General features: G+C 72.8%; 13 protein-coding genes, 2 tRNA genes and 1 riboswitch. Of the genes, 9 read left to right on the forward strand and 6 right to left on the reverse strand.

Annotated features, from left to right (window positions below):
• Window positions 1–101: 101 nt before the first annotated feature.
• From OG456_RS19170 to OG456_RS19180, 3 genes are all read left to right on the forward strand, one after another.
• A complete protein-coding gene (locus OG456_RS19170) occupies window positions 102–2,420 on the forward strand; it encodes a DEAD/DEAH box helicase (RefSeq protein WP_266562583.1) in 2,319 nt (772 codons plus the stop codon).
• A gap of 169 nt (window positions 2,421–2,589) precedes the next feature.
• Window positions 2,590–4,134: an amino acid permease gene (locus tag OG456_RS19175; RefSeq protein ID WP_266562585.1), complete on the forward strand. Its 1,545-nt coding sequence runs from the start codon at window positions 2,590–2,592 to the stop codon at window positions 4,132–4,134.
• A gap of 121 nt (window positions 4,135–4,255) precedes the next feature.
• Window positions 4,256–4,328: transfer RNA gene (locus OG456_RS19180), tRNA-Lys, on the forward strand.
• 73 nt (window positions 4,329–4,401) lie between these two features.
• On the opposite strand, the gene mgtA is transcribed toward OG456_RS19180, so the two are convergent.
• The gene (gene mgtA / locus OG456_RS19185; protein WP_266562587.1) at window positions 4,402–7,002 is read right to left on the reverse strand and encodes a magnesium-translocating P-type ATPase; all 2,601 of its coding nucleotides are present in this window, start codon (window positions 7,000–7,002) and stop codon (window positions 4,402–4,404) included.
• Between the two features lie 178 nt (window positions 7,003–7,180).
• Here mgtA and OG456_RS19190 point away from each other — a divergent pair, with 178 nt between their 5' ends.
• Window positions 7,181–7,636 (forward strand): tellurite resistance TerB family protein, encoded by a 456-nt coding sequence (locus OG456_RS19190; protein ID WP_116512218.1) that lies wholly within the window; start codon window positions 7,181–7,183, stop codon window positions 7,634–7,636.
• Between the two features lie 51 nt (window positions 7,637–7,687).
• On the opposite strand, the gene OG456_RS19195 is transcribed toward OG456_RS19190, so the two are convergent.
• A tRNA-Met gene (locus tag OG456_RS19195) sits at window positions 7,688–7,761 on the reverse strand.
• A gap of 200 nt (window positions 7,762–7,961) precedes the next feature.
• Between OG456_RS19195 and OG456_RS19200 the strand changes: the two genes are divergently transcribed.
• From OG456_RS19200 to OG456_RS19210, 3 genes are all read left to right on the forward strand, one after another.
• Window positions 7,962–9,068: a PP2C family protein-serine/threonine phosphatase gene (locus OG456_RS19200; protein WP_266562589.1), complete on the forward strand. Its 1,107-nt coding sequence runs from the start codon at window positions 7,962–7,964 to the stop codon at window positions 9,066–9,068.
• Window positions 9,069–9,327: 259 nt separating this feature from the next.
• A riboswitch (cyclic di-AMP (ydaO/yuaA leader) is annotated at window positions 9,328–9,471 on the forward strand.
• 11 nt (window positions 9,472–9,482) lie between these two features.
• Complete coding sequence (locus OG456_RS19205; RefSeq protein WP_266562591.1) at window positions 9,483–10,538, forward strand: M23 family metallopeptidase; 1,056 nt, start codon at window positions 9,483–9,485, stop codon at window positions 10,536–10,538.
• 110 nt (window positions 10,539–10,648) lie between these two features.
• On the forward strand, window positions 10,649–11,593 hold the full coding sequence (locus tag OG456_RS19210) for an aldo/keto reductase (protein WP_266562593.1): 945 nt from the start codon (window positions 10,649–10,651) through the stop codon (window positions 11,591–11,593).
• Window positions 11,594–11,606: 13 nt separating this feature from the next.
• On the opposite strand, the gene OG456_RS19215 is transcribed toward OG456_RS19210, so the two are convergent.
• From OG456_RS19215 to OG456_RS19230, 4 genes are all read right to left on the reverse strand, one after another.
• Window positions 11,607–12,953 (reverse strand): PrsW family intramembrane metalloprotease, encoded by a 1,347-nt coding sequence (locus OG456_RS19215; RefSeq protein ID WP_266562595.1) that lies wholly within the window; start codon window positions 12,951–12,953, stop codon window positions 11,607–11,609.
• 43 nt (window positions 12,954–12,996) lie between these two features.
• Window positions 12,997–13,842 carry a tRNA (guanosine(46)-N7)-methyltransferase TrmB gene (trmB, locus tag OG456_RS19220; RefSeq protein ID WP_266562597.1) on the reverse strand — a complete coding sequence of 282 codons (846 nt, stop codon included), beginning with the start codon at window positions 13,840–13,842 and terminating at the stop codon, window positions 12,997–12,999.
• A gap of 154 nt (window positions 13,843–13,996) precedes the next feature.
• Window positions 13,997–15,199, reverse strand: coding sequence for an L-2-hydroxyglutarate oxidase (gene lhgO, locus OG456_RS19225; protein WP_266562599.1), 1,203 nt, complete (start codon window positions 15,197–15,199; stop codon window positions 13,997–13,999).
• A gap of 105 nt (window positions 15,200–15,304) precedes the next feature.
• Entirely contained in the window at window positions 15,305–16,732 is a 1,428-nt protein-coding gene (locus tag OG456_RS19230; RefSeq protein WP_266562602.1) for an MFS transporter, read from the reverse strand.
• Window positions 16,733–17,345: 613 nt separating this feature from the next.
• On the opposite strand from OG456_RS19230, the gene OG456_RS19235 reads away from it, so the two are divergent.
• Both OG456_RS19235 and OG456_RS19240 read left to right on the forward strand, forming a co-directional pair.
• Window positions 17,346–19,451: an asparagine synthase-related protein gene (locus tag OG456_RS19235; protein WP_266562604.1), complete on the forward strand. Its 2,106-nt coding sequence runs from the start codon at window positions 17,346–17,348 to the stop codon at window positions 19,449–19,451.
• A gap of 73 nt (window positions 19,452–19,524) precedes the next feature.
• Window positions 19,525–22,788, forward strand: coding sequence for a BTAD domain-containing putative transcriptional regulator (locus tag OG456_RS19240; protein ID WP_266562606.1), 3,264 nt, complete (start codon window positions 19,525–19,527; stop codon window positions 22,786–22,788).
• Window positions 22,789–22,792 lie beyond the last annotated feature (4 nt).

A 22,792-nucleotide genomic window follows, 5' to 3' on the forward strand; every position in this document is an offset into this window, starting at 1 on the left:
TTCTCTCCCCAGCCGTGGCTGGACCGCATTGAGGCGGTCGATTGCGAAATTCACGGAGTTGACGGGCGCGTGCCGAGACTCCGGAAGGTTTCGCATTTCGCATGTCCATTTCCAGTTCTGACCACTCCGTCATGCCCGAGAACGACGAGGCCGTGCAGGTTCTCGCCGTCGACGAGGACGTGACTGCCGTTGCCGTCGGAGAGGCCGCTGTCAGCGCCTCGGCCGATGCCGACACCGACAACGACACCCCTGCCGAGCCCACCCTGACCTTCGGCGACCTCGGTCTGCCCGAGGGCATCGTCCGCAAGCTCGCGCAGAACGGCGTGACCGCGCCGTTCCCGATCCAGGCCGCGACCATCCCGGACGCCCTGGCCGGCAAGGACATCCTCGGCCGTGGCCGCACCGGCTCCGGCAAGACCCTCTCCTTCGGTCTGCCGACCCTGGCGCGCCTCGCCGGCGGTCACACCGAGAAGAAGAAGCCCCGCGCGGTCATCCTGACCCCGACCCGCGAGCTGGCGATGCAGGTCGCCGACGCCCTCCAGCCCTACGGCGACGTCCTCGGCCTGAAGATGAAGGTCGTCTGCGGCGGTACGTCCATGGGTAACCAGATCTACGCCCTCGAGCGCGGCGTCGACGTCCTCGTCGCCACCCCGGGCCGTCTGCGCGACATCATCAACCGCGGCGCCTGCTCGCTCGCGAACGTCGAGATCGCCGTTCTGGACGAGGCCGACCAGATGTCCGACCTGGGCTTCCTGCCCGAGGTCACCGAGCTGCTCGACCAGGTCCCGGCCGACGGCCAGCGCATGCTGTTCTCGGCCACGATGGAGAACGAGATCTCCACGCTGGTCAAGCGCTACCTGACCAACCCGGTCACGCACGAGGTCGACGCCGCCCAGGGCGCCGTCACGACCATGACCCACCACATCCTGATCGTGAAGCCCAAGGACAAGGCGCCGGTCACCGCCGCGATCGCCTCCCGCAAGGGCCGCACGATCATCTTCGTCCGCACCCAGCTGGGCGCCGACCGCATCGCCGAGCAGCTCCAGGACGCCGGTGTGAAGGCCGACGCGCTGCACGGCGGCATGACGCAGGGTTCTCGTACCCGCGTCCTCGCCGACTTCAAGGACGGCTACGTCAACACGCTCGTCGCCACCGACGTCGCCGCCCGCGGTATCCACGTCGACGGCATCGACCTGGTCCTGAACGTGGACCCGGCCGGTGACCACAAGGACTACCTGCACCGCTCGGGCCGTACCGCGCGTGCCGGCAAGTCCGGTGTCGTCGTCTCGCTGTCGCTGCCGCACCAGCGCCGCCAGATCTTCCGCCTCATGGAGGACGCGGGCGTCGACGCCTCGCGCCACATCATCCAGGGCGGTGCGGCCTTCGACCCGGAGGTCGCCGAGATCACCGGTGCCCGGTCCATGACCGAGGTCCAGGCCGAGTCCGCGGGCAACGCCGCGCAGCAGGCCGAGCGTGAGGTCACCTCCCTCACCAAGGAGCTGGAGCGTGCCACGCGCCGCGCCGGCGAGCTGCGCGAGGAGGCCGACCGCCTCACCGCGCGTGCCGCCCGTGAGCGTGGCGAGGACGCCGAGGGTGTCGCCGCCGCCGTCGCCGCCGCTGCCGAGAAGGCCGCCGAGGCGTCCGTCCCGGAGCAGGCTGCCGCGCCGGCCGAGCGCCAGGAGCGTTCGTCCTCGTACGAGCAGCGCCCGCAGCGCCGTGACGAGCGGGGCAACTACGAGAAGCGCGACCGTCGCGACGACCGTCCCTCGGGCGGCTTCAACCGTGACCGTCGTGACAACGACCGTGGTGGCTTCCGTCGCGACGACCGTCCGTCCGGTGGTGGCTTCAACCGTGACCGTCGTGACAACGACCGTGGTGGCTTCCGTCGCGACGACCGTCCGACCGGTGGCGGCTTCAACCGCGACCGTCGCGACAACGACCGTCCCTCCGGTGGTGGCTTCAACCGTGACCGTCGTGACGAGCGTCCGTCCGGTGGTGGCTTCAACCGTGACCGTCGTGACGAGCGTCCGTCCGGTGGTGGCTTCAACCGCGACCGTCGTGACGAGCGCCCCTCGGGCGGTGGCTTCCGCCGTGACGACCGTCCGTCCGGTGGTGGCTTCAACCGTGACCGTCGTGACGAGCGTCCGTCCGGTGGTGGCTTCAACCGTGACCGTCGTGACGAGCGCCCCTCGGGCGGCGGCTTCCGCCGTGACGACCGCCCCTCCGGCGGCCACCGCGGCAGCGACCGTCCGTTCAACCGTGACCGTCGCGACGACCGTCCCGCCGGCGGCGGCTTCCGCGCCGGTGGCCACGACCGTCCCCAGGGCCGCCGTGACGACCACCGCGGTGCGGGCTCCGGCTCGACCGGCGGTTCCTCGTTCCGCCGCGACGAGAAGCCGCGCTGGAAGCGCAACGGCTGACAGCCGCAGGGCCTGATGGCCTGACGGCTTGAGCTGAGAAGGGCCCGGGAGACGATCACGTCTCCCGGGCCCTTTCTTCTTTTCCGCCCCCGTACCGGCGTCCACCCGCGGGCATTATTTGGCCAAGGCCCGCGCATGTCCCGCCCCCGGCACGGGAATCGCTGGGGGCATGACAAGTGACCCAGTGGCGCAGCAACCGCCGCCTTCGACCGACGAGGAACGTCTCGCCCAGCTCGGCTACACGCAGGTCCTCGCCCGCAGGATGTCGGCGTTCTCCAACTACGCCGTCTCCTTCACGATCATCTCGGTGCTCTCCGGGTGCCTGACGATGTATCTGTTCGGGATGAACACCGGCGGCCCCGCCCTGATCACCTGGGGGTGGGTCGGGGTCGGGCTGATGACGCTGTTCGTCGGGCTCGCGATGGCGGAGATCTGCTCGGCGTACCCGACCTCCGCCGGCCTCTACTTCTGGGCGCACCGGCTCGCACCCGCGCGGACGGCCGCCGCGTGGGCGTGGTTCACGGGCTGGTTCAACGTCCTGGGACAGGTCGCGGTGACCGCCGGCATCGACTTCGGCGCCGCGTCCTTCCTCGGCGCGTACCTGAACCTCCAGTTCGACTTCGCGGTGACGCCGGGGCGGACGATCCTGCTGTTCGCGGCGATCCTCGTGCTGCACGGGCTCCTCAACACCTTCGGCGTGCGCATCGTCGGGCTGCTCAACAGCGTCAGCGTCTGGTGGCACGTCGTCGGCGTCGCCGTCATCGTCGGCGCGCTCGCCTTCGCGCCGGACAGCCACCAGTCCGCGTCCTTCGTCTTCACGAAGTTCGTCAACAACACCGGCTGGGGCAGCGGGTTCTACGTCGTCCTGATCGGACTGCTGATGGCCCAGTACACGTTCACGGGCTACGACGCCTCCGCGCACATGACCGAGGAGACCCACGACGCGTCCACCGCGGGGCCGAAGGGCATCGTGCGCTCCATCTGGACGTCCTGGATCGCCGGGTTCGTACTGCTGCTCGGCTTCACCTTCGCCATCCAGTCGTACCAGGGAGCCCTCGGCTCGGCCACGGGCGCACCGCCCGCGCAGATCCTGCTCGACGCGCTCGGGGCGACGGCCGGGAAGCTGCTGCTGCTCGTCGTCATCGGCGCGCAGCTCTTCTGCGGCATGGCCTCCGTCACGGCCAACAGCCGTATGATCTACGCCTTTTCGCGTGACGGAGCGCTGCCGTACTCGCACGTCTGGCACACCGTCAGCCCGCGCACCCGCACTCCCGTCGCCGCGGTGTGGCTCGCCGCGCTCGGCGCCCTCGTGCTCGGACTGCCGTACCTCATCAACGTCACGGCGTACGCGGCCGTGACCTCGATCGCCGTCATCGGTCTCTACATCGCGTACGTCGTGCCGACCCTGCTGCGGCTGCGCAAGGGCGACGCCTTCGAGCGCGGGCCCTGGCACCTGGGCAGATGGTCGCGGCCGATCGGGATCGTGGCCGTGGTGTGGGTCGCCGTCATCACGGTCCTCTTCATGCTGCCGCAGGTCTCGCCGGTCACGTGGGAGACGTTCAACTACGCCCCGATCGCGGTCCTTGTGGTCCTCGGGTTCGCCGGCGTGTGGTGGCTGGTGTCGGCCCGGCACTGGTTCCTCAACCCGGAGCACGCGCGGACCGTCGCGCGTGAGGCGGGGCGTGTGGGAGCGCCGGAACCGGTCGATCCGTGAGCGTCAGGTGCGCCGTCCGGCCGCCCGTGTGACCTCCGACAGGCCGTGGAGGCCGATACCCGATCGGCCTCCCGGTCCCGGCGGGCTATGCTCGGGGATGCGTCGGCGCGGGCCGGCGTGTGGACCCTTAGCTCAATTGGCAGAGCAGTGGACTTTTAATCCATTGGTTGTGGGTTCGAGTCCCACAGGGTCTACCGCGTGAACAGCGGCCCGGACGGCTTCGGCCGGCCGGGCCGCTGCGCTGTTCCCGCCGAACTCCGTTGCCCCTCACGCCTGCCGTACGTACCGCCTCTTCACCGCCGTCAGCGCGACCGCGTACAGGGCGAGGACCGCCGCGAGGAGCGCGTAGTACACGGGTGGCAGGGGAGTCATGCCGAGCGGGTGGGCCGCGGGGGTCAGTGGCAGCACGACGCCGACGACGGCCAGGGACGCGACCGCCCAGCGGACCGGTCCCGGGGTGCGCGGGGCGCGGCCGGTGCGCAGGAGCAGCATCACCAGACCCTGTGTCAGGAGGTTCTCGGTGAACCAGCCCGAGTGGAACGCCGCCTCGTCGGCCGGGCCCGCCGTGGAGTGCAGGGCGAGCGGGAGGACGCCGAAGGTCGCGAGGTCGGCGGCGGCGTTGAGGACGCCGAACCCGGTGATGAAGCGCAGGAAGTCGCGCGGGCGCAGCGTCGTGGGGCGGCGCAGGGCGGCGGCCGCCGGGCGGTCGAAGGCGAACGACAGCTGGGCCGCGTCGAAGCACAGGTTCTGCGCGAGCACCTGCGCCGGGAGCATCGGCAGGAACGGCAGCAGGAGGCCCGCCGACAGCATCGCGATCACGTTGCCGAGGTTCGAGGAGAGCGTGACGCGCAGATACGTGGCGATGTTGCCGCTGCTGTGACGGCCCGCGGTGATCGCGTGGCCGATCGCGGTGAGGTCCTTGCCCGGCCGGTCCGCGGGCTGCGCGAGCACGATGTCCGCCGCGTCGCGCGCCGCCGCGACCGCGTCGCGCGGGCAGATCCCGACGTCGGCGGCGCGCAGCGCGGGCAGGTCGTTCACACCGTCGCCCAGGAAACCGACGGTCGTCTCCCCGCCGGCGCGCAGGGCGGTGACGATGCGCGCCTTGTGGGCGGGGGTGCAGCGGGCGAAGACGGTGGTGTGGCTGGCGAGGCGGGCCAGTTCCTCGTCCGTGAGCGCGTCGAGGGTGTCCGCGGTGTGTATGTCGCCGGGGGCGAGGCCCAGATCGCGCAGGGCGCGGGACGTGGTGCCGGGGTGGTCGCCGGTGATGACCTTGACCATGACGCCGCGCTCGCCCAGGTCGCGCAGGGCCTGCGCGGCGGTCGGCACGAGGGCGTCGGTGAAGGCGACGAAGCCGGTGAAGGTGAGGCCGCGTTCGTCGGCGGTGCTTCCCCCACCGCCTGAAGGGATCGGGAGGGCCCCCGGGCGGTGCCGGGCGGGGCGATCGGCTGTTGCCACCGCGAGGAGCCGCAGCCCGTCGCCGGACATGTCCGCGGCCCGGGCGAGCAGGCTCGCGCGCTCGGCGTCGTCGAGGGCACACCGCTCCAGGACGTTCTCCACGGAGCCTTTGACGGCGAGCGTGACGGTGCCGAGCGTGCCGGGCCGCCGGACGACGGCGGTCGCGAGGCGGCGTACGGGGTCGAAGGGCAGGGCGGTGATGCCGTCGTACGCCTCGGTGAAGGCCGGGTCCTTTGCGAGAGCGTGCGTGATGACCGCCTCGTCGAGCGCGTCCGCGGTCGGCAGGTCGGCGAGCTGGAGCGTCCACCAGGCGGAGACGGCCGCCCAGTGCAGGGCGTCGGGGTCGGTGCGGGCCGGGTCGACGGCCGGGCGGTCCTGCGTGAGGGTGCCCGTCTTGTCGACGCAGAGGATGTCGACGGCGCCGATGTCGTGCAGCGCGGGGAGCCGTTTGACGATGACGCCGTGGGTGCGGGCGAGCAGCGCGGAGCCGCGGGCGAGCGCCGTCGTGACGATGACCGGCAGCATCTCCGGGGTGAGCCCGACGGCCACCGCGACGGCGAACGGCAGGGTCTCCAGGCCCCGGCCGCGCAGCGCGGCGCCGGCCATCAGGACCAGCGGCGGCGTCAGCAGCATGAAGCGGATCAGGGTCCAGGAGATGCCGTGCACCGAGCGGTCGAAGGCGCTCGCCCCGCGCTCCGCGCCGACCGTGCGGTGGGCGGCGGCGAAGCGGGTGCCGGCGCCCGTCGCGAGCACCACGGCGCTCGCGCTCCCGGAGGCCACGCTGCCGCCCTGGAAGCACAGATGCGCCGACTCACCGTCCGCGGGCAGGTCCACGGGACGCTTGTCGGCCGGCACGGACTCCCCGGTGAACGCCGCCTGCTGCACGGTCAGGCCCTGCGCCCGTAGAAGGCGTACGTCGGCGGGGATCAGGTCGCCAGGGCCGAGCCGCACCACGTCGCCGGGCACCAACTGGCTCACCGGGAGCTCGTGTTCGGCCGGTGAGGCTGTCTCGTCGGCGCCGGGGCGGCGCAGCACGGTCGCCGTCGTCGCGACGAGCTCGCGCAGGCCCGCCATGGCGCTGTCCGCACGGCGCTCGCCCGCGGAGCGCAGACAGCAGCTGACGGCGACCAGGACGAGGATCACGCAGGCGGTGCCCCAGGCCGCGACGGTCGCCGAGACGAGGCCGAGGCAGAGCAGGACCACGGTGAACGGGTCGCGCAGGCTGCGGGCGGCGAGCAGGGGCCAGGACAGGGGGCGCGTACCCGGCGGGACGTTCTCGCCGTGCCGGGCCAGGCGTCGCTCGGCCTCCGCCTCGGTGAGGCCGCGCGGGCCGCTGTCGAGGGAGCGCAGGAGCTGGAGGGTCGTACGGCCTGGGGACGGGGCGGCGACGTCGGCCGGGGCGGTGTCGGTCACTTTCGGGCGCCGTCAGGGCTTCTCGGGTGTCGGCACCGTCGTCTTCTCCCGTTCATCGGACCACGAAAGGCTCCCCAGCAGAGAGTTCGGGTCTTCAGTTTAGAGGCGGAACTTTTGCCGCTCCCCGCTAGTTTCTACAGAGCTGTAGAAGATCAGTACACGCCGAACGAGGAGAGTCATGGCCCTGTGGGATCGCTTCAAGGAGTCCGCGTCGACGATGCAGACGCAGCTCATGGCGAAGAAGAACGACCTGAAGAGCGGCGCCTTCCGTGACGCGAGCATGGCGATGTGCGCGCTGGTCGCGGCGGCCGACAGGAACGTCGACCCGGCCGAGCGCAGCCGCGTGGCCCAGCTCATCTCCACGAACGAGGTGCTGCAGAACTTCCCGGCGGACCAGCTCCAGAGCCGCTTCGACGCGAACCTGAACAAGCTGACCGCCGATTTCGACTTCGGCAAGGTCAGCGTTCTCCAGGAGATCGCCAAGGCGAAGAAGAAGCCCGCCGAGGCGCGCGCGGTCATCCAGATCGGCATCGTCATCGGCGGCGCCGACGGCGACTTCGACAAGACCGAGCAGGCCGTCGTCCGCGAGGCCTGCCTGATGCTCGACCTGCCGCCGCACGAGTTCGACCTGTAGGGGGATACACCGAAGGCCCGGAACCATTGGTTCCGGGCCTTCGGCCTTCAGTAGCGGGGACAGGATTTGAACCTGCGACCTCTGGGTTATGAGCCCAGCGAGCTACCGAGCTGCTCCACCCCGCGTCGGTAAACACGACTCTACGCCATTGCGGCGACAGAACGCGAATCGGTTGCCCGGAGTTCCGTGCTCCGCCGTCTCGGACCCCTTTTCACCCGGTCGGTCCCACCAGGTCGCCCGCCGCCTGTCCGGGGTGAACGCTGGGGTGGGGCCCGATGACGTGCGCAGACGCGGGACCGACGCGGACGGTGGCGGGAGACGAGTGGTGGGGCAGCGAGGAGGACACGGGCGAGAGACGGAGCAGGGCCTGTCCCGGGCCCGGTTCTTCGTACGTCTGGTGCCCGTGCTGCTCATCGTCGTCGGGGCGATCTACGACTACGTCACGCCGTCGACGTTCACCGGCGTGCCCCTGTTCACCGCCGCCCCGCTCGTCGGGGCCCCGTTCTTCTCGCCCCGCGGCACTCTCCTGACCGGCCTCGCGACGGTCGCCGTCGTACTCGGGGTGCATCTCAGATACACCCGCAGTTACGACGCCGACGCCATCACCGAACTCGTCACGGTCTCCACCGTCGCCGTACTCGCCTGTGTCATGAACCGCGTCGTGCGGCGCGGCAGCGAGCAGCTCACCTCCGTGCGCCAGATCGCCGAGGCGGCCCAGCGCGCCGTCCTGCCCGAGCCCGCCGAGCGCATCGGCGGCCTGGAGATCGCGGCCCGCTACGAGGCGGCCCAGGAGGGGGCCTTCATCGGGGGCGATCTGTACGCGGTGCAGGACACCCCGCACGGTGTGCGGCTCGTCGTGGGCGACGTGCGCGGGAAGGGCATGGGCGCGGTGTCCGCCGTGGCCGTCGTCATCGGCGCCTTCCGGGAGGCGGCCGAGCAGGAGTCGACCCTGGAGGCGGTCGCGCAGCGCCTGGAGCGGGCGCTCGCGCGGGAGGGGCTGCGGCGCAACGGCCTCGACGCGTTCGAGGGCTTCACCACGGCCGTGCTCGCCGAGATCCCGCACGGCAACGGCCTCGTACGCGTCATCAACCGTGGCCACCCCGAACCCCTGCTCCTGGGCGGCGACGGGGCGCTCAAGGTCCTGTCGGCGCCGGAGCCCGCGCTGCCGCTCGGGATGGGGGACCTCGGCACCTGGCCCGACCGCGCGTCCGAGACGGAGTTCCCGAGCGGGGCGACGCTGCTGCTCCACACCGACGGTCTCTCGGAGGCGCGCGACGCGCAGGGCACCTTCTACGACCCGGCGGCCCGGCTCGCGGGGCGGATGTTCTCGGGGCCCGATCCGCTGCTTGCCGCGCTCACCGCCGAGGTCCGCAGGCACACCGGGGGCGGCACGACGGACGACATGGCACTGCTCGCGGTGAGGCGGCCGTGAAGCAGCCGTGAAGCAGCGGTGAGCACCGTCATCACCTTACGTAGTCGAACAGCGTCGCTGCGCATAACATTTGACAAACCGTCAGATGAACGGCCCGTTCCGGCGCTGGGTCAACTCGCCCGATTCCGCCCGCTCGTGCCCCGTTAAGTCCAGGCCAAAGGCGTTAACGATCAGTCGGAACGGCTTGGAATCGGGCCCCGGTGTCTATTAACGTTCGATAACGCAGCGCGGTCGTCCCAGCCGTCACAAGAGATGGCTCCGTGCGCACGCGCCTAATCCCGCAAGGGAGCCGGGGAACCACCAACTTGGGGTGAATCGGACGTCTCCTTGCGGAAGGCGTCGGTAGGAGACCTTCCTGCTCCGAACCCGTCAGCTAACCCGGTAGGCGAGAAGGAAGGAAAGGAGCGCGCCCCAGTGGCGTCCAACCGGCCTGCCCCAGAGTTCTCCTACGCCCCGATCGACGACGAGTTCGGCGAAACGGACGAGCGGACCTGGGAGGAGTGGAACCCCACCGAGGATTCCGTCCGTCCCGTACGCGGCAGGCACCGCGTAGCCAAGCAGCGCGGCGGTCTCGCGCGCAGCTCCACTGTTCTCGGTGTCGGCGTGATCGCGGCCGTCGGCGCGGGCGGCATCGCCACCGCGCAGGGCGGCAAGCCTCCCGTACACATCTCGATGCCCGACCTCTCGGCCGTCAAGGACTCGCTGCCCGACGCCAAGTCCCTGCCCGGCGTGGGCGCGCTGATATCCGACGTCTCCGGGGATGACGACGAGTCCGGCGCCCACGCGACCCCGCTGACCGGCGCCGGCCTCACCACCGCGGATGCCCAGCAAAGCGCGACCGCCGGCGAGGCCCTGCGCGCCCGCATCATGCAGCAGGCCGAGCAGCAGCAGGACCAGGCCGCCGACGCCGAGGCCGCGGCCGCCGAGGAGGCCGCCGCGAAGAAGGCCGCCGAGGACGCCGCCCAGGAGCAGGACGCCGCCAAGGCCAAGGCCGCCGCCGACAAGAAGGCGGCGGAGGAGGCGGCGAAGAAGAAGGCCGAGGCCGAGCGCCTCGCCAAGCTCGCCAAGAGCTTCACGCTGCCGGTCGCCTCCTACACGATCACCGGCACCTTCGGTCAGCCCGGCTCGATGTGGTCCTCCGGCTACCACACGGGTCTCGACTTCGCCGCTCCGACGGGTACGCCGCTGAAGGCCATCCACTCCGGCACCGTCAAGGAGGCCGGCTGGGCGGGCGCGTACGGCTACCGCACCGTCCTGGAGCTGCCGGACGGCACCGAGCTCTGGTACTGCCACCAGTCGTCCCTCAACGTCAGCGTGGGCCAGAAGGTGACCAGCGGCGACGTCATCGGCCGTGTCGGCGCCACCGGCAACGTGACAGGGCCGCACCTCCACCTGGAGGTCCACCCCGGCGGCCAGGCGACCGGGGTCGACCCCGCGCCGTGGCTGCGCTCCAACGGCCTGACGTTCTGAGGCTCGTAACCCTCCGAACCCCGGCGGTCCTGACGGCAACCCCCCGACGTCAGGGCTGCCGGTCCGCCGTGCCCGGAATATCTTGATCCATATCGGTGTTCTGGCAGGCCATGACTTCTCTTCGCAAGCTTGGCTCGTCAGACCTCGAGGTGTTCCCGCTCTCCCTCGGCGGCAATGTGTTCGGCTGGACCTCCGACGAGGCGCAGTCCTTCGCCGTACTCGACGCGTACGTCGCCGCGGGCGGCAACTTCGTCGACACGGCCGACGCGTACTCGGCGTGGGTCCCGGGCAACAAGGGCGGCGAGTCCGAGACCGTCATCGGCAAGTGGCTGGCCGCGCGCGGCAACCGCTCCGATGTCGTCATCGCCACCAAGGTCGGCGCCCACCCCGACTTCAAGGGCCTGTCCGCGCACACCATCAAGTCCGCCGCCGAAGAGTCCCTGCGCCGCCTCGGCACCGACTACATCGACCTCTACTACACGCACTTCGACGACCCGTCCGTGCCGGTCGAGGAGATCATCTCCGCCCTCGACGACCTGGTGACGGCCGGCAAGGTGCGCGCCATCGCCGCGTCGAACCTGACCCCGGAGCGCCTCCAGGAGTCCCTGGACTTCTCCGACCGTGAGGGCCTCGCCCGCTACGCGGCGCTCCAGCCGCACTACAACCTCGTCTCGCGCGACACCTACGAGGGCCGGCTCCAGGAGGTCGCCTCGCGCAGCGGTCTCGCGGCCGTCCCGTACTACGCCCTGGCGGCCGGGTTCCTCACGGGGAAGTACCGGCCGGGCACCGAGGTCGACAGCGCGCGGGCCGCGGGCGCGGGCAAGCACCTGCAGACCGAGCGCGGTGTGCGCGTCCTCAAGGCGCTCGACGAGGTGGCGCAGGCGCACGGCGCCGAGGTCGCGACGGTCGCCCTCGCCTGGCTCGCGTCCCGCCCGACGGTGGCCGCCCCGATCGCGTCCGCCCGCACCGTGGAGCAGCTGCCGGCGCTGGTGGCCGTGGCCGACCTGGAGCTGACGGACGCGGAGCTCTCGAAGCTCACGAAGGCGTCCGCCTGACCCGGAGGCGCTCTCAGTAGCGGTACGGGTTGTGGGCGTTGTGGGCGTGGTGCGCGGGGAACTGGGCGACCGGCCCCGCGTACACCGGCCCCGCGTACATCGGCGGTACCCACACGGGAGGCGCGGTGGCGCGGGACGCGTAGGCGAGGGCGGGGCGGGCCGCGTGGCGCCGCGCCCACAGCTCGTCGAGCAGCTCCCGCTCCCGCACGACATAGTCCGTGCCGGCCCTGCCGCGCCGGCCGCGGTGGCGCAGCAGCGCGAGTGACGTCGCGTACTGCTGGTACTGCGCGACGACCTTGCCCGTCTCCTTGCCGCCGTGGTGCTGCGCGAACTCGCGCGCCAGGCGGCGGGCGCGCATCGAACCGAGGGCGAACGGCTCGTCCGGGCCGACCCAGCCGGCCACCGCGTACGCGGGCAGCTCGGAGCGCACGGTGCGCAGTTCGCGCTGGCGGGTCCCGATCGCGAGCCAGGTCAGCAGTCCGAACGCGGGCATCATGAACAGCGCGTAGACCCCGAAGAACCCGAACTGGCCGAACGCCGACGAGCCGTTCCACGTGGCGTGCATGCCCATGGCGAGCAGCAGTCCGGCGAGGGGCAGCAGGACGCGCCGCACCGGCCCGCGGCCGGGCGCGGTCCACGCCGCGACGCCGAAGCCGATGCCGGTGAGCACCGTGAACAGGGGGTGCGCGAACGGCGACATGACGATGCGTACGAAGAAGGTGGCGGCTGTCACGGAGGCCATGCCGGTGCCGCTGTTCAGCTGGTCGGTGCCGAAGGCGTTGCCCAGATAGAGGATGTTCTCCGTGAACGCGAAGCCGGTGGCGGTGACCCCGGCGATCACGACGCCGTCGACGATCCCGGTGAAGTCCCGTCTGCGGAACAGGAAGATGAGCAGGACGGCGCAGGCCTTCGCTGACTCCTCGACGATGGGCGCTATGACCGTCGCGCCGAGGGTGTCGGCGTTCGAGGGGTCGGCCGAGTTCGTGGCGATCCAGTGGGTCGCGAAGCTGTTGGCGACGATCGCGATGAGCGCGGCGGCGCAGGCGCCCCAGGCGAACGAGAACAGCAGGTTCCGCCAGGGGCCGGGCGCGACCCGGTCCAGCCAGCGGAACGCGGCTATCAGCAGCGGGACGGGCAGGACCGCGAGGCAGAGCCCGACCAGGAACCCCTTGGTGCCGGTCTGTTCCCGCACGAGGGCGAGGATCACCAGGCCGGAGAGCGCGAGGAGCGAGACGAGCGTCCAGGCGTGCACGGCCTTCCGCTCCCACCAGCGTGGATGCCGCAGCGTGCCGGGCCCGGGAGCGCCTGCTCCGGGCGGCGCGTGCGGAAACGCATTCGGATACGAGGGATAGGTCGCCACAGCGTTGACCCTAACGAGCGACGGGCCCGGCCGCGACGGGGTGTCAGTCCGCGGCGGTGACCGGTGGGGACTGCGGTGCGTGCTCCGCGCGCAGGAAGAGCAGGTCGTGGACCACATGGCCCTTGTCCAGGCCCTGGCCCTCGAAGCGCGTGAGGGGGCGGAACGCGGGCCTGGGCGCGTATCCGCCGTCGGCCTGCGTGTTCTCGTAGTCCGGGTGCTCGGTCAGGACTTCGAGCATCTGCTCGGCGTACGGCTCCCAGTCGGTCGCGCAGTGCACCAGCGCGCCCGGCTTGAGGGGGACCTTGGCGAGGCTGAGGAACTCCGGCTGGATCAGGCGCCGCTTGTGGTGGCGCTTCTTCGGCCAGGGGTCGGGGAAGTAGACGCGCAGCCCGTCGAGGGAGGCCGCGGGGAGCATCTCGCGGAGCAGGATGATCGCGTCGCCGTTCGCCACCCGTACGTTCGTCAGGCCGTTCCGCTCGGCGAGGCCCAGGAGGTTGCCCTGGCCCGGCGTGTGCACGTCGACCGCGAGGATGCCGGTGTCGGGGTCGTCGGCGGCCATCTGCGCCGTCGCCTCGCCCATGCCGAAGCCGATCTCCAGAACGACGCGCTCCCTGCCGTCGAACAGCTCGTCGAGGTCGAGGACGCGCTGCCCGTCGATGTCGAGGCCCCACAGGGGCCACAGCCGCTGGAGGGCGTCCGCCTGGCCGGTCGTGACGCGGCTGCGGCGGGGCTGGAAGCTGCGGATGCGCCGCTCGAAGTGCGAACCGGCGGGGTCCGGCGCGGGCCCGTCGGGAAAGCGCGGCTCGCCCTTTGCGCGTACGGGACCGGAGGCTTCGGAACCGGGGGCCTCAGGGGTGTGGGCTTCGGGGGTGCGGGGTGACTCAGACACAGTGAGGCGATTTTAGACGCCGGATCCGGCCGGGGCCCAAGCCCGGAACCCGGAGCTCAGGACACGGAGCTCAGGACACGGAGCTCAGGGACCGGAGCCCAGAACCCGGAGCTCAGGATCCGGAGCCCCCAGGGCCCGAGCCCAGGACCCGTGCTCAGGACCCGAGCGCGGCCAGGGCCCGCCGGGCGACCTCCCGGCCGATCGGGAGCGAGGCCGTCGCCGCGGGGGACGGCGCGTTCAGCACATGCACCGTGCGCGGGGCCTCGCGGATCAGGAAGTCGTCGACCAGGGTCCCGTCCCGCAGGACCGCCTGCGCCCGGACGCCGGCGGGCGCGGGCACCAGGTCGTCCGCGGTCACCGCGGGCAGCAGCCTGCGCACCGCCGACGTGAAAGCGTCCCGGGACACCGAGCGGCGCAGCTCGCCGGCCCCGTACCGCCAGTGCCGGCGCGCTATCCGCCAGGAGCCGGGCCAGGCCAGCGTGGCGCCGAGCTCGCGCGGTCTGACCGTCGACCAGTCGTAGCCCTCGAGGGCCAGCGCGGGCACCGCGTTCGGTCCGACGTGCACGCTCTTGTCGATGCCGCGCGTGAGATGGACGCCGAGGAAGGGGAACGCCGGGTCCGGCACCGGATAGACCAGGCCGCGCACCAGCTCGGGGCGGGCCAGCTCGAAGTACTCACCCCGGAAGGGGACGATCCGCATGCCGGGGTCGTCCCCCGCGAGGCGGGCGATCCGGTCGCAGTGCAGCCCCGCGCAGTTCACCATGACGCGCCCGCGGACGATGTCCCCGGCGGCCGTGCGCACCGCGACGCCACGCTCCGCGCGGCGGTCGATCTGCACCACCTCCGCGCCGTACCGGATGTCCGCGCCCGAGGCCTCGGCGAGATGCCGCGCCACGGAGACGTAGTCGGCGACGCCCGTCGTGCCCACGTGGATCGCGGCGAGGCCGCGCACATACGGCTCGTACTCGCCGATCTGGGCGGGGCCGAGCTCCCGCACCGGAATCCCGTTCTCCCGGCCGCGCTGGACCAGGGCGTGCAGGCGGGGCAGCTCGTCGCGCTCGGTGGCCACGATCAGCTTGCCGGTGACCGCGTGCGCGATGCCGAACTCCGCGCAGAACTCGACCATCTCGGCCGCGCCCCGCACCGCGAAGCGGGCCTTGAGCGAGCCGGGCCGGTAGTACACGCCGCTGTGGATGACCCCGCTGTTACGCCCCGTCTGGTGTCTGGCGGGGCCGTGTTCCTTCTCCAGGACGGTCACACGGGTGCCCGGTACCGCGCGCGTGAGGGCGTACGCCGTCGACAGACCGACGATCCCGCCGCCGATCACCAGCACATCGCAGTCGTACCCGCTCGTCATCACCGTGCCTCACCTCCCGCCCCCGATACTGCACTGCGCCACTGACAACGCGTTCAAACCCGGGCGGTAGGCCTTCGGCTGCGCCGGAACCTTCACACCGCTGCCCTACGCCGGCGCCATGAGGAGCGGCCTGGCCCGCTCGCGCAGCTCCACCACGCGCGGCTCGTCCCCGTACGGCTCGAGGCGGTGCAGCAGGTCCTTCACGTATTCGGTGGTCCGGGCCGACGAGATCCGCCCCGCCACCTCCAGCGCGCGCGTGCCCTGCTCGCACGCCGCGTCCAGGTTCCCCGACTCCAGCTCGGCGACCGCCGACACCACGAGGCGTAACCCGTGCGAGCGCACGAACTCCTCCGTGGGCTTCGACAGGGCCTGCTCCGTGAAGCGCCGCACCTGGCGGGGTGCCTTCAGGTCGCGGTAGCACTCGGCGGCGTCGGCGGCGAAGCGGTCGTACGAGTAGAAGCCGAGCCACGACGGGTCGTGGTCCCCGTCGCGCGCCCGCTCCAGCCAGCCCTCCGCGGCCCGCAGCGCGGCCCCCGCGGCGTGCGCGTCACCGGCGCGCGCGTGCGCGCGTGCTTCCACGAGCCGGAAGAAACTCATCGTCCTGGCGGTGGCGAGCCCGCGATTGCGCTCCAGGGCGGCCTGCGCCAGGTCCACCCCCTCGTCGCCGAACCCGCGGTACGTCGCCTGGAGCGACATCGACGCCAGCACGTAGCCCCCCAGGGGCACGTCCGCCGCCGCGCGCGCGAGCCGCAGCGCCTGGATGTAGTACCGCTGTGCAGCCTCCTGCTGGCCCGTGTCGAACGCCATCCACCCGGCCAGGCGCGTCAGTTCGGCGCTCGCCCCGAACAGGGCGCGCCCCACGTCGTCCGAGTAGGCGCCGAGCAGCAGCGGAGCCGCCTCGACCCGCAGGCACTCGGGGACCATCGACGAACGCCAGTCACCGCCCCCGTACTTGGAGTCCCAGCGCCGCGCGTCCTCGGCCGCCTCGCGCAGCTTCTGGACATCGCTGTGGCCGACCTTCTGAGGCGTGTTGTCCCCGCCGCTCTCCAGCGGCTGCGCTTCGCGTGCGACCGACGAGTCGGCCGGCGTTATCAGCCATCTCGACGCGGGCGTCGCGTACGCGCTCACCGCGAAGGACCCGGCCAGCGACTGCCAGATGCCGCCGCCCGTGCGGCGGCCCGCGAGGTCGAGGCGGTACAGCTCCGTCGCCGACTTCACCGCCGCCCCCACGTCGCGCGGGAAGGCGAGGCCCACTTCGGGCGCGGGGTCCGCGTCCGCCAGGCCGATCTCGTGCAGCGGCACGGGCCGGCCCAGCTTCTGGCCGATGGCGGCGGCGATGAGGTGCGGCGCCGCGCCCTGCGGCACCATGCCTTTGGAGACCCAGCGGGCCACCGAGGTCTTGTCGTAGCGAAGCGTCAGACCGCGTTGGGCGCCAAGGTCGTTGACGCGCCGCGCCAGGCCTGCGTTGCTGATTCCCGCGAGGGCGAGAACGGTGCCGAGTTTCTCGTTCGGCCCGCGTTGCTCCCTGGACATGCGCCACCCCTCGACACAGCCGGCTGCCGCGGTGGCATAAGCGCGCGGCATTCGTACACCCAGCGTAGTTCGCCGGATCCCAAGCGTTAAGGGGCATAGTTCCGGATGGCGGGAATATTGTCCGTACGGGAGTACGTGCCCGGGGCAGCGCCGTCACGGTGTGCTCCGCCCGTGTGGCCGTGCGCCTGTGCGTGCGCTCTTCTGCGGCCATGGGGGGAGCGCTTCCATGATGGTGCGTGGGTCGGCCCGCTGTACTGGATCCAGCGGGCTGGGGGATACCGCCGCCTTCATCCCCGCGGGTGGCGGACCGGTCCGGGAGGTGAAGGGCGCCTCCCGGACCGTGCGTTGCGCGCCGTGGCCGATGCGGTGTGCACAGGTCTGGCCATCCACAGTCGATTTGGCCGAATATCGACGGTGCCGTACGGCGTCACCGATGCCTCCGAGTGGCCCTCGGGGGGTTCAACTACCGCTCAAAAGGGGCGCATTCGGTGGCGCACGTGCCGCCCCGTCGCCCCTCCCGTACGTCTCCTTCGTGGCAGCATGGGGACTCTGTTCCTGTGATTTCCTCTGATTCCTTCTGACGAGGTTCTGTCCACAACCTGTGGAGGCGGCGATGCGGTGGTTGGTGGGGTGGAGCAGTACCGCCGCCGGGCCCGTGCGGTTCGGGTCCGCGGGCTCGACCGGACCCGACGGGGAGACCGTCCACCCCGTGGGCTCCCAGCTCCTGTGGGGTGACCCCGACCCGCTGTGGGCGGTCGGAGACTGGCGCCCGGACGAGGTCAGGATCGTCAGCGCCGACGAGCGGACCCGTATCGCCGTACTCGGCACCTGCGGCGCCACCGACGAGCAGCTGCGGGTCGGCCTGTTCGCCGCGCGCGGGGGCGCCCTGCGCCACCTCACCGCATGGTCCGGCAGCTACACCGCCGTCGTCCAGGTCGGCAGGCGCCTCATGATCGCCGGTGATCTCGCGGGCGCGCGCCCCGTGTTCTACACGCCCTGGGCCGGCGGCACCGCGTACGCGACGGCCGCCCTGCCGCTCGCCGACCTCATCGAGGCCCACCTCGACATCGGCCATCTCGCGGCCCTGCTCGCCGCCCCCGACGTGCCCGAGGCCCTGCACGACTCGACGCCGTACCAGGGCGTGCGCCGCATCCCGCCGGGCCACGCGCTGATCCTGCGCGCCGGTGCCCGTGAGATCGCCGGCTACGAACCGGTCGCATCGCTCGCCGTCGCCGCCCCCTCCGCCGACCCGGCCGGCGCGGTGGACGCCCTGCGCGACGCGCTCGTCGAGGCCGTACGCGCCCGGCTCGCCGCGCCCCGGCACGTCCCCGGCGCCGACATCGACCCCGGGCCCGTCCCCGGCATGGGCCCCGCCGAGCGGCGCGCCGCCCGCGGCATGCCTGTGCCGGGCATCGGCTCCGACCTCTCCGGAGGACCCGCGTCCGGGACACTCGCGCTGCTCGCGGCCGGACTGCCCGGACTGCCCGGCACGGTCCTCGGCCACGGCACGGGCGCGGGCGAGCGCCTCCTCGCCGTCACCTTCAACGACCTGTCCGCGGGCGCCGAGGGGCGCGAGGCCGAACTCCAGCGCGCGGGCGCCATCGCCGCGAATCCGCGGCTGCACCACGTCGTCGTCACCGCGGGCGAAGAGGCCCTCCCCTACGCCGAGTTGGACGGCCCCCTCACCGACGAACCCGGCCCCTCCCTGATCACCGCCGCCCGCCACCGCGCCCGCCTCCTGTCGGGCAGCGCCGACCACTTCACCGGCTACGGCGCCCGCCAGGTCCTCGACGCGCACCCCGCCCGCCTCGCCGACCTCCTCATGGACCGGCGCCGGCGCCACATGGTCAAGCCGGTCGCCGCGCTCGCCAAGGCGGACGGCGGATCCGTGCTGGTGCCCGCGCGCGTGTACGGCGCGGCGCGCAAGCTGGCCCGCACGCCGTACAGGGCGGGCGTCGAAAGCCTCGCGGAGCGGCTGTTGCAGCGGAACTTCGAGGATCCGGGCGGCGAGGCGGGCGCCGTCGGCGCATCGCTCGCGGCTCTCGCGTGGGCGAGACCGGGGCCCGCCGCGCGCTGGCTGACGGGCGAGGCCCTCGCTGAAGTATCGGTTCGCCTCCAGGACGGCGCGACGCGGCCGGGCCCGGGACCGGGGCAGCGGCCGGGTGCGTTCCGGGCTCGCGCCGCCCTCGCCCGCCACGCGGCCGACCTGCGCGTCCTCGAACAGGCCGCCGAGGTCCGCTTCCAGCGCCTGCACGCCCCCTTCCTGGACAACCAGGTCGTCCGCGCCTCCCGCGCCCTGCCCGAGGCGCTCCGCGTGCGGCCCGGTGCCCGCGCCGACATCCTGCGCGCCGTCCTCGAAGGCGCCGGCGTCAGCGAACTCCCCGCAGGCTGGGGCGCGCCCTCGCACGCGTCGTCCGCCGCGGCGGCCCGCACCGGCCTGCGCGTCGGTGCCGACCACCTCATCCAGCTCTTCGACACCCCGCTCCTCGCCCAGACCGGCCTGATCGAGGCCCGCGTCGTCCGCAAGGCCCTGCGCGCGGCGGCCGACGGCGAACCCCTGCCGCTGGACGGCCTCGCCGACCTGGTCTCCCTCGAACTCTGGCTGCGCCGCCTCATCGCCCGCCGCGGCACCTGCTGGACCGGCACCCCGGCCCGCCAGCGCGCCGTCCCCACGGGGAGCGTCGCACCGCAGCGAGGCGCGCTGGGCGCCGGGCGCTGAAGAGCCGCACCCCCAGCACCCCCGAACCGGAATCCGCGCGACTGAGGCCGCCCCCACCCGTGAGAATGGACCCGTGCGGTACCGAATTCTGGGCGTCACCGAGGCGTACGACGATCAAGGCACCCCCCTGCCCGTGGGCGGACAGCGGCTGCGCGCCCTGCTCACGTCGCTCGCGCTGCACGCCGGCCGAACCGCCCCCGCGGACGCGCTCATCGACGACGTATGGGCCGACGAGCCACCGGCCGACGCGACCGCCGCCCTCCAAGCCCTCGTCGGCCGGCTCCGCCGCGCCCTCGGCAAGGACGCCGTCACATCGGAGGCGGGCGGCGGCTACCGCCTCGCCGCCCGCCCCGAGGACGTGGACCTGTACGTCTTCGAGCGCCTCGTCCGTGAGGGCACGGCTGCTCTCACGGCACACGACCCGGCGACCGCCTCCCGTGCCCTGGGCGACGCGCTCGCCCTGTGGCGCGGGCCCGCGCTCGCCGACCTCGCCGACCGCACCGCCGCGACCCGCCCCGAGGCCCAGCGCCTCGAAGCGGCACGCGCGCGCGTGGCGGCCGATCTGCACCTCGGCCGCGCCGCAGACGTCGTACCGGAGCTGACCGAACTCACGCACGCGCACCCGTACGACGAGCCGCTGCACGCCCTGCTCATCCGTGCCCTGCGTGACGCGGGCCGCGGCGCCGACGCGCTCGCCGCATACGAGACGGCCCGCCGCACCCTCGCCGACGGCCTCGGCGCGGACCCCGGACCCGAACTGGCCGCCCTGTACGCCGACTTGCTCGACCCCGCCCGCGACTCCGGCCGCCCGGCACCACCCCGGCAGCCGCAGCGCGACGGCAATCTGCGGCCACGCCTCAACTCGTTCGTCGGCCGGGAACCCGAACTCGACGCCATCCGTTGCGACTTGCGTGCGGCCCGCCTCGTCACTCTCACCGGACCCGGCGGCTCCGGCAAGACCCGCCTCGCCGAGGAAGCCGCCGCCGAACACCCCCGCGCCTGGCTCGCCGAGCTCGCCCCGCTGGACCAGCCCGAGGCCGTGGCCGGCGCCGTCGTCAGCGCCCTCGGCCTGCGCGAGACCGTCCTGATGACCAGCGAGCACACGGCGCCGCAGGACGACCCCGTGGCCCTGCTCGTCGAACACTGTGCCGCGCGCAGCCTGCTCCTGATCCTCGACAACTGCGAACACGTCATCGGCGCGGCGGCCGCGCTCGCCGAGACCCTCCTCACCCACTGCCCCGGCCTCACGGTCCTCGCCACCAGCCGCGAACCCCTGGGCGTGCCCGGCGAGTCCGTGCGCCCCGTCGAACCCCTGCCGCCCGACCCCGCGCACCGCCTGTTCGCGGAGCGCGCCCGTGCCGTGCGCCCCGACTTCGACGTCACCGGCGACCCCGAGGCCGTGGCCGAGATCTGCCGCCGCCTCGACGGCCTGCCGCTCGCCATCGAGCTGGCCGCGGCCCGCCTCAGACTGCTCACCCCCCGCCAGATCGCGGACCGGCTCGACGACCGCTTCCGCCTGCTGACCAGCGGCAGCCGCACCGTACTGCCCCGCCAGCAGACCCTGCGCGCCGTCGTCGACTGGTCCTGGGACCTCCTCGACGAGCAGGAGCGCACGGTCCTGCGCGAGGCGTCCGTCTTCGCCGGAGGCTGGGACCTGGAGGCCGCGGAGGCCGTCTGCACCGGACCCGCATCCGACCTGATCGGCGCGCTCGTCGACAAGTCCCTCCTGGTCGCCACCCCGGGCGACGGCAGCATGCGGTACCGGATGCTGGAGACGATCCACGAGTACGCGACCGAACGCGCCGCCGAGACACCACAGCTGCGGACCGAGGCCGAGCGGCGCCACGTCGCCTACTTCCGCGCCCTCGTCGAGAAGGCCGACCCGCTCCTGCGCTCCGCCGAACAACTCCCGTGGATCGAGCGCCTGGAGACAGAACTCGACAACCTCCGCGCCGCGCTCCACCGCTCCACGGTGACCGGCGACATGGAGTCCGCGGTCGCACTCGCGCTCTCCACCGGCTGGTTCTGGTGGCTGCGCAACTACCGCAGGGAGGGAGCCGAGTGGGTCGGTCACATCCTGGAGCAGCTGCTCCCGACGCACCGCCCGGACCGTCCGGCCCTGTCCGTCTGCCGGGTCCCCCCGCGCGAAGGGCGGACGTTCCCCGCCGCGGACGACCTGGCGGACGAGGACGACCCCCTGTACTGGCCGCTCATGGAGCTGCGCCTCCTGCACATCTTCTTCGTGGCCCAGACCCTGCCCGAGAGCGCCCTGCGGGGCGAGGCCGACCGGGAGTACCTCATGCGGGTGCGCGACGCCTTCGCGCGGCCCGGGCCCGCGGGGGCGCGCTTCCCCGGCATCATCTGGCCGTTCACCGTGCACTTCCTGAACAACCCGGAGGACGTCAGGACCGCCCTCGACCAGGCCGTCGCCAACTGCCGTGTGTACGGCGCCGAGTGGGAGATCGGCGTCACCCTGATGTTCCGTACGCACACGGCCGTCGACGGGCCGGGCAACCTCACGGGCGTCGACGACGACGTCGCCGAGCTGCGGACCATCAGCCGCCGCGTCGGGGACCGGTGGATGCGCGCCCAGGTGTGCAGCGCCGCCGGTGAGGCGGCCATCGCCCGCAGCCGGTTCGACGAGGCGAAGGGAGAGTTCGAGGAGGCACTGCGCCTCGCCTACGAGGTCGGCGCGTACGCGGAGGCGCCGTTCCTCATCGCCCGGCTCGGCGAGATCGCCTACCGCTCCGGCGAACGCGACGCGGCGCGCAAGCTCCTGACCGAGGCGATCGGGGAGGCCGACCGGTACGGGGTGCCGGATCCCCACGCGTACGTGCTGCTCCTGAACGCCCTGATGGCGGTGGAGGACGGCGAGGTGGCGCGGGCCCGCGCGCTGTGCGACGACGCGGCCACGGAGTCGTCGCGGGGCACCCCGCCACCGCAGTTCACGGCGCTCGTCGGCGGTGTCGACGCGCGGATCACGGCGGCCGAGTCGGGGCCCGCGCGCGGCCTCGCGGTCCTCACCGACGCCCTGCGGTACGCGGTCGAGAACCGCTGTGCGGAGAGCGTCTGCGCGGACCTCGCGGGCCGCGGGGCGCTCTTCCTGGCCCAGCTGGGCGACACGGAGGGCGCGGTACGGCTGGTCGCCGCGTCCGACGGCTGGCGCGGTGACTCCGAGCGGCCCCTGCCCGAACGCGCCGAGATCGAGGCGCTGGAGGCGGAGGCGGCCGCCGCGCTGGGCGCCGCCCGGTACGCCGACGCGCGCGCCGCGGGCGCCGGGCACACGGCGGCCGAGGAGGTCACGTTCCTGACGGAACGCGTCCGCCGCTTCAACTGAGGCC

It is taken from the genome of Streptomyces sp. NBC_01446 (genome assembly GCF_026340095.1).
In the GTDB taxonomy this organism is placed as follows: domain Bacteria; phylum Actinomycetota; class Actinomycetes; order Streptomycetales; family Streptomycetaceae; genus Streptomyces; species Streptomyces aureus.